This window comes from Micromonospora sp. NPDC047753 (genome assembly GCF_040642735.1).
Lineage (GTDB): Bacteria > Actinomycetota > Actinomycetes > Mycobacteriales > Micromonosporaceae > Micromonospora.
The window spans coordinates 1-4,613 of record NZ_JBEYSL010000514.1; the positions used below are offsets into that span (position 1 = coordinate 1).

Below are 4,613 nucleotides of genomic sequence, written 5' to 3' on the forward strand. Positions count from 1 at the left end.
ACGCCGCCCTACCGCCTCGATGAGGTGCCAGCGCTGCCGGGCTGGCCGGCCCCCCGGATCACCGACTGGCTGACCTTCGCGGCATCCCGCGAGCGGTACGCCCCGGGCACCGAGTTCCACGTGGCCCGAATCGAGATGATCGCCAACACCGGCACGTACCTGGACACTCCCGCCCACCGCTGGGCCGGCAGGGACGACCTGACCGCTGTGTCCCTGGACCGTCTCGCCGACCTGCCGGGGGTGGTGGTCCGGGTGCCGGCCGGCATCCGCGCGGTGGACCGGCTGATGCTGGCCCCGTACGAGGTGAGCGGCCGGGCGGTGTTGCTGCACACCGGGTGGGACGCGCACTTCGGCACCGAACGGTACGGCGCTCCGGAAGCGCCGTACCTGACCGGCGACGCCGCCCAGGCGCTTGTCGAGGCGGGGGCGGCCCTGGTCGGCATCGACTCGATCAACATCGACGACATGAGCCCGACGGCCGCCGGCGTACGCCCCGCGCACAGCGCGCTGCTCGCCGCCGGCCTCCCGATCGTGGAGCACCTGACCGGCCTGGACGCCTTGCCGCCGAGCGGCTTCCGGTTCACCGCGGCCCCGCCGATGGTGGCCGGCATGGGCACCTTTCCGGTTCGCGCCTTCGCCGTCGTCAACCCCTGACGCGACCCGGGACGCCTGACGCCACCCACGACGCCTGCCGCCACCCGCGACGCCTGCCGCACGGCCAGCGGCGGTCGGCACCGGGCCGCCGGGGCGACGAGTTGGTTCCACCCTGCGGTCCAGAAAACGGACCATAAGCTAACAACGTGGACAAGGAATCGCGCGGCACAGCTCGCGACTGGGCACCGCGCAGCATCGGACTGCTCCTCGGCACCCTCGTGCTGGCCACGGCGTTCATCGCGGCCTACGTCGGCGCGTTGCACCAGCCCACACCGCGCGACCTGCCGATCGGCGTCGTCTCCGGCGACCAACGCGCCCAGGCGACGCTCGACGCCGTGCGCGCCCAGACCACCGTCCTCAAACCCGTCGGGTACGACGACCCGGCCGCCGCCGAGCACGCACTGCTCAGCCGCGCGGTGTACGCCGTACTCAGCACCGGAGGAGACAACGGCCTGCTCCTCACCGTGGCGAGCGCCTCCGGCCCCTCCGCCACCAGCGCGATCAAGGAGGTCCTCGGCACCGCCACCACCCGCACCGGCACCCCGCTCCGGATCGTCGACAAGGTGCCGGTCACCACGACCGACCCGCGCGGGGTGGTGCCCTTCTACCTGAACGTCGGGTACGTCCTCGGCGGCTATCTCGCCTCGACGGTGCTCGGGATATCCGCCGGCACCACCCCCCGTACGGCGCGACGAGCCGGACTGCGCATCGCCGCCCTGGCGGTCTACAGCGTGCTGCTCGGCATCGCCGGCGCGGTGGTGGTCGGACCCGTTCTGGACATCTGGCACGGCGACGTACCGACGATCGCCGCCATCGGCGCGCTGGCCGTCTTCGCCGCCGCCATGTTCGCCAGCGCCATTCAGGGCTGGCTCGGCGTCGCGGGCACCGCGCTGGTCATCCTGCTGTTGGTGGTGCTCGGCAACCCGGGCTCCGGTGGCATCTACGCGCCCGAGTTCCTGCCCGGGGTGCTGCGCGGCATGCACCGCTGGAACATCCCGGGGCTCGCCAACGACCTGACCAAGGCCGCTGTGTACTTCGACTGGCGGTCGGCCGGCTGGCCGGCTTCCGCGCTCGGGATCTGGGCGGCGCTCGGAGGGCTCGGACTCGTCAGCGCGAGCCTGGTCCGGGGTCGCCGGGCCGTCTCCTCCGGCCCTGCAACGACCCGCTCGGGCCCCTCGCCGGACCGCGACGGTGGTTGAGATCACCCCGGAAAACACCCTTCCCAGGGCAGTGGATCACCAGGGGGCCCTCCAGACATCCGCTGCGCGCGGATACCATCCAGTAAGTCGGACAGCGCTGTCCTTCGTATCCACGTAAGGGAGCGCATCGTGACCGACCAGCACGACCACGACGGCCCGGACGCCGCACTGCGCGCCGACATTCGCCGACTCGGCACCCTGCTCGGCCAGACCCTGGCCCGCCAGGAGGGTCGCCCTCTGCTCGATCTCGTCGAGGAGATCCGCGCCCAGGTCCGCTCCGACGCCCCGGCGGCCGCTCAGCGCCTCGGCGGGCTCGACGTGACCACCGGCACCAAGCTGGCTCGCGCCTTCTCCACCTACTTCCACCTGGCCAACATCACCGAGCAGGTGCACCGGGCACGGGACCTGCGCCGCCGCCGCGCGGTGCAGGGCGGCTGGCTGGACCAGGCCGCCAAGATGATCGCCGAGCGCGGGGTGCCGGCCGAGGAGATCGCCAACGCGGCTCGCCGGCTGGCGGTGCGACCGGTCTTCACCGCGCACCCGACCGAGGCGGCTCGTCGCTCGATCCTGTCCAAGTTGCGGGCGATCGCCGACGAGTTGGACACCGAGACCGCCAACGCGATCCTCTACGGCGCCAGCGACGAGGGCCCTGCCAACCGCCGGCTGGCCGAGTTGTTGGACCTGATGTGGCAGACCGACGAGCTGCGGCTCGACCGGCCGGACCCGACCGACGAGGCCCGCAACGCCATCTACTACCTGCGCGACCTGTATGCCGAGGCCGCCCCGCAGGTGCTCGACGACCTGGCCGACACGTTGCGCACGCTCGGTGTGGAGACCTCACCGACGGCCCGGCCGCTGAGCTTCGGCACCTGGATCGGCGGCGACCGCGACGGCAACCCGTTCGTCACCCCGGCGGTCACCCGCGAGGTGCTGACCATCCAGCACGAGCACGGCATCGCGGCCACCGAGAAGGCGATGGACCACCTGATCAACGAGGTCTCGGTGTCCCGCCGACTGCGCGGGGTCTCCCTGGACCTCTCCGCCAGCCTCGCCGCCGACCTGGATGCGCTGCCCGAGGTGGCACAGCGCTTCCGCCGGGTCAACGCGGAGGAGCCGTACCGGCTCAAGGCACGCTGCGTGAAGGCGAAGCTCGCCAACACCCGGCTGAGGTTGCGCCAGGGCACCGCACACGTACCGGGCCGGGACTACCAGGGCTCCGCCGAGCTGATCGCCGACCTGGACCTGCTGCGCGCCTCGCTGGCCCGCAACTCCGGGCAGCTCACCGCGGTCGGCCGGCTGGCCTCCACAATCCGTACGGTCTCCGCGTTCGGCCTGCACCTGGCCACCATGGACGTCCGGGAGCACGCCGAGGCGCACCACGCTGTGCTCGCGCAGCTCTACGAGGCGGTCGGCGAGGTCTCCGACTACCCGGCGCTGACCCGGCTGGAACGCACCAAGCTGCTCGCCGACGAGCTGACCGGTCGCCGTCCGTTGTCGACACTGGACACGTCGCTGTCCGAGCCGGCCCGCAAGACGTTCGACGTGTTCAGCACCATCCGGGAGGCACAGGACCGGTTCGGCAACGAGGTGATCGAGTCGTACATCATCTCGATGACCCTGGGTGTCGACGACGTGCTGGCCGCGGTGGTGCTGGCCCGCGAGGCCGGCCTGGTGGACGTGCACAGCGGGCGGGCCCGGGTCGGGTTCGTGCCGCTCCTGGAGACCCCGGCCGAGCTGAACTCCGGCGGCGAACTCCTCGACGAGTTGCTGTCGCTGCCCGCGTACCGGGCGCTGGTGAGCGCCCGGGGTGACGTGCAGGAGGTCATGCTCGGCTACTCCGACTCGAACAAGGAAGCCGGCATCACCACCAGCCAGTGGTCGATCCACCGGGCGCAGCGCGCGCTGCGCGACGTGGCCGCCCGGCACGGTGTGCACCTGCGGCTCTTCCACGGCCGGGGCGGCACTGTCGGGCGCGGCGGCGGGCCGACGCACGAGGCGATCCTGGCGCAGCCGTACGGCACCATGGACGGCGCCATCAAGGTGACCGAGCAGGGCGAGGTGATCTCCGACAAGTACACCCTGCCCTCGCTGGCCCGGGAGAACCTGGAGCTCACCCTCGCCGCTGTGCTCCAGGCGACCCTGCTGCACACCGCACCCCGGCAGCCCGCCGAGATGTTGGAGCGCTGGGACGCGACGATGGACGTGGTCTCCGAGTCGGCGTTCCGGTCCTACCGGTCGCTCGTCGAGGACCCGGACCTGCCCGCGTACTTCTGGGCGTCGACCCCGACCGAGCTGCTCGGCGCGCTGAACATCGGCTCCCGGCCGGCGAAGCGCCCGAACACCGGCGCCGGGCTGTCCGGGTTGCGGGCCATCCCGTGGGTGTTCGGCTGGACGCAGACCCGGCAGATCGTGCCGGGCTGGTTCGGTGTCGGCTCCGGGCTGGCCGCCGCACGCGAGGCCGGTCTGGCGGACGTGCTGGCCGAGATGCACCGCAACTGGCACTTCTTCCGCACGTTCCTGTCGAACGTCGAGATGATGTTGACCAAGACCGACCTGAGCATCGCCCGCCGGTACGTCGAGACGCTGGTGCCGAAGAAGCTGCACCCGATCTTCGAGCAGATCGAGCAGGAGTACGAGCTGACCAAGCGGGAGGTGCTGGCGGTGACCGCCTCACCGGCCCTGTTGGAGAACTCGCCGGTGCTCCAGCGCACCCTGGCCGTCCGCGACACCTACCTGGAGCCGCTGCACCATCTCCAGGTG

At 71.8% G+C, this 4,613-nt stretch carries 3 protein-coding genes; all 3 read left to right on the plus strand.

Annotation, left to right across the window (positions count from 1 at the left end):
- A partial coding sequence (locus ABZ749_RS29790) for a cyclase family protein (RefSeq protein WP_357233620.1) occupies window positions 1–654 on the plus strand: 654 nt, incomplete at its 5' end.
- A 146-nt stretch (window positions 655–800) separates the two neighbouring features.
- Window positions 801–1,853 (plus strand): hypothetical protein, encoded by a 1,053-nt coding sequence (locus ABZ749_RS29795; RefSeq protein ID WP_357233622.1) that lies wholly within the window; start codon window positions 801–803, stop codon window positions 1,851–1,853.
- Window positions 1,854–1,982: 129 nt separating this feature from the next.
- On the plus strand, window positions 1,983–4,613 hold a 2,631-nt coding region (gene ppc / locus ABZ749_RS29800), incomplete at its 3' end, for a phosphoenolpyruvate carboxylase (protein WP_357233624.1).